Here is a 2,953-nt window from a genome sequence, read left to right on the forward strand (position 1 = left end):
CGGACGGGCTGATTTTCAGCCCGTCCGGCGATTGAGGACACCGCGCGCAGCGCGGTCCGGGGTCTGGGGCGCATCCCCAGGAAACGGCGAAAGGGTGGGACCGGGGCTCACCCCCTCGGCCCGCGCCCGGGAACGGCGGGAAATCGTCCGCCACCGGGCGACCCACCGGGGTAGGTCAGCCCCATGACAGCAGCCCCCGCCGTCTACACCGGCATCCCTGAACGCCGCCCCCACCACACCCCCGTACCGCTCCCGCCCGCCCCCGACGCGGTCGAGCTGAGCGGCCCCGTCTTCGGCCCGGCCGACGTCGCCCCCTCCGACAGCGACCTGACGCGCCAGCACCCCGGTGAGCCGCTCGGCGAGCGCATCACCGTCACCGGCCGCGTCCTCGACGGCCGCGGCCGGCCGGTCCGGGGCCAGCTGGTGGAGCTGTGGCAGGCCAACGCCGCCGGCCGCTACGCCCACCGGGCGGACCGTCACGCGGCCCCGCTGGACCCGCACTTCACCGGTGCGGGCCGGTGTCTGACCGATGACGCCGGCCGCTACCGCTTCACCACGATCCGGCCCGGCGCCTATCCCCTGGCCGGTCTCCCGAATGTCTGGCGCCCCGCCCACCTGCACTTCTCCTTCTTCGGCCGGGCGTTCACCCAGCGCCTGGTCACCCAGATGTACTTCCCGGGCGACCCGCTCCTGCCGTACGACGGGGTCCTGGCCGCCCTGGACGACGACCGGGCCCGCGGGCGCCTGGTCGCCGCCTACGACCCCGCGCTGAACGAGCCGGAGTTCTCGCTCGGCTACCGCTGGGACGTGGTCCTCGACGGGCCGGCCGCCACCTGGACCGAGGGGAGCCGCTGACATGCCCTCCGAGGCCACGCCCTCCCAGCCCATCGGGCCCTTCTTCGGTACGGCCCTGCCCTTCCCCGGCGGCCCCGACGCCGCCCCCGCCGGGCACCCCGGGGCCGTCACCGTGCACGGATACGTCCTGGACGGCGAGGGCGAGCCGGTGCCGGATGCGCTGCTGGAGTTCTGGCAGGCGGCCCCGGACGGCTCCCTGGCCGGCGCGTCCGGCAGTCTGCGCCGGGACGGCGCCGCCTTCACCGGCTTCGCCCGCGTCCCCACCGGCGGCGACGGCCACTACGCGCTGCGCACGCTGCTGCCGGGCGGGGCCCCGTACCTGGCGCTGTGCCTCTTCGCGCGCGGCCTGCCGCGGCACCTGTTCACCCGGGTCTACTTCCGCTTCCCCGACGGGGATCCGCTGCCGGCCGCCCTGCCCGCCGACCGGCGGGCCACCCTGCTGGCCGTCCCCGAGCCCGGCCGGCACCGTTCGTACCGCTTCGACGTCCGGCTGTGCGGCGCCGCGGAAACGGTCTTTCTCCAGGTGGAGGCCGACTCGTAACGTGGGCCGCACAACTGGCGAGAGGACGGCGACGCAATGGCGCAACGGCGGCTGGTGGTCATCGGGGGCGACGCGGCGGGCATGTCCGCGGCCTCCCGCGCCCGCAGGCTCAAGGACCCCGGACAGCTGACGATCACGGCGTTCGAGCGCGGCCGCTTCGCCTCGTACTCGGCGTGCGGCATCCCCTACTGGGCCGGGGGCGTGGTCGACGGTCCGGACGCGCTGATCGCCCGTACGCCCGAGGCGCACCGCGAGCGCGGCATCGATCTGCGCATGCGGACCGAGGTGACCGACATCGACGTGGCCGGGCAGCGGGTGCGCGCCCGCGATCTGACGTCGGGCCGGGAGGCGTGGCACGGCTTCGACGACCTGGTCGTCGCGACCGGGGCCCGGCCGGTGCGCCCGCCGCTGGAGGGCATCGACGCGCCGGGGGTGTACGGGGTGCAGACCCTGGACGACGGGCAGGCGCTGCTCGACGGGCTGCGGCAAGCACCGGGCGCGCCGGGCCGTCGGGCGGTCGTCATCGGCGCCGGCTACATCGGCGTGGAGATGGCCGAGGCTCTCCGTCGGCGGGAGTACGAGGTGACGGTCCTCGAGCGCTCGGCGCAGCCGATGTCCACGCTCGACCCGGACATGGGCGCGCTGGTGCGCGAGGCGATGTCCGGCATGGGCATCGACGTGGTGACGGACACCGCCGTCACCGGCATCCGTACGGGCCGGGACGGCCGGGTGGCCGCGGTCGCCACGGACGACCGCGAATTCCCCGCCGACGTGGTCGTCCTGGGGCTCGGCGTACGGCCCGAGACGGGCCTGGCCGACGCGGCGGGCCTGCCGCTCGGCGAGTCGGGCGGGCTGCTGACGGACCTGGCGATGCGGGTGCGCGGCCACGACAACATCTGGGCGGGCGGCGACTGCGTCGAGGTCCTGGACCTCGTCTCGGGCCGCACCCGGCACGTCGCGCTGGGCACGCACGCCAACAAGCACGGCCAGGTCATCGGCACGAACGTCGGCGGCGGTTACGCCACGTTCCCGGGCGTGGTCGGCACGGCCGTCAGCAAGGTCTGCGACCTGGAGATCGCCCGCACCGGCCTGCTGGAGGCCCAGGCCACGGCCGTGGGCCTGAGGTTCGTCACGGCCACGATCGAGTCGACGAGCCGCGCCGGCTACTACCCGCAGGCGCGCCCCATGACGGTCAAGATGCTCGCCGAGCGGGGCACGGGCCGGCTGCTGGGCGTCCAGATCGTCGGCCGCGAGGGTGCCGCGAAGCGGGTCGACGTGGCGGCGGTGGCGCTGACGGCCCGTATGACGGTGGACCATATGACGGCGCTGGACCTGGGCTACGCGCCGCCGTTCTCCCCGGTCTGGGACCCCATTCTGGTGGCGGCACGGAAGGCATCCGCGACGGTGGCCGAAGGGTGACCTTTCCCCACCCCGCCCCTTCCCGTAACTGGGGCTCCGCCCCAGACCCCGGTCCTCAATCGCCGGACAGGCTGGATTTTCCGCCGGTTCCGGGCAACAAAATCAGCCCGTCCGGCGATTGAGGACCGGGGGTCCGGG

General features: G+C 75.0%; 3 protein-coding genes. All 3 read left to right on the top strand.

The window, feature by feature from the left end:
* The first annotated feature begins 183 nt into the window (after positions 1 to 183).
* From pcaH to AB0G59_RS28995, 3 genes are read left to right on the top strand one after another with little or no spacing between them, the layout of a single operon-like run.
* On the top strand, positions 184 to 855 hold the full coding sequence (gene pcaH, locus AB0G59_RS28985; RefSeq protein WP_360917721.1) for a protocatechuate 3,4-dioxygenase subunit beta: 672 nt from the start codon (positions 184 to 186) through the stop codon (positions 853 to 855).
* Position 856: 1 nt separating this feature from the next.
* Positions 857 to 1,396: a protocatechuate 3,4-dioxygenase subunit alpha gene (gene pcaG, locus AB0G59_RS28990; protein WP_360917724.1), complete on the top strand. Its 540-nt coding sequence runs from the start codon at positions 857 to 859 to the stop codon at positions 1,394 to 1,396.
* A 36-nt stretch (positions 1,397 to 1,432) separates the two neighbouring features.
* Positions 1,433 to 2,815, top strand: coding sequence for an FAD-dependent oxidoreductase (locus tag AB0G59_RS28995; protein WP_360917727.1), 1,383 nt, complete (start codon positions 1,433 to 1,435; stop codon positions 2,813 to 2,815).
* Positions 2,816 to 2,953 lie beyond the last annotated feature (138 nt).

It is taken from the genome of Streptomyces sp. NPDC021096, assembly GCF_040641275.1.
Classification (GTDB): Bacteria; Actinomycetota; Actinomycetes; order Streptomycetales; family Streptomycetaceae; genus Streptomyces.

What these genes read in the sequence shown, in the direction of transcription:
- pcaH (WP_360917721.1), top strand. Translation starts at nt 184, where the DNA reads ATGACAGCAGCCCCCGCCGTCTACACCGGCATCCCTGAACGCCGCCCC.
- AB0G59_RS28995 (WP_360917727.1), top strand. Translation starts at nt 1,433, where the DNA reads ATGGCGCAACGGCGGCTGGTGGTCATCGGGGGCGACGCGGCGGGCATG.
- pcaG (WP_360917724.1), top strand. Translation starts at nt 857, where the DNA reads ATGCCCTCCGAGGCCACGCCCTCCCAGCCCATCGGGCCCTTCTTCGGT.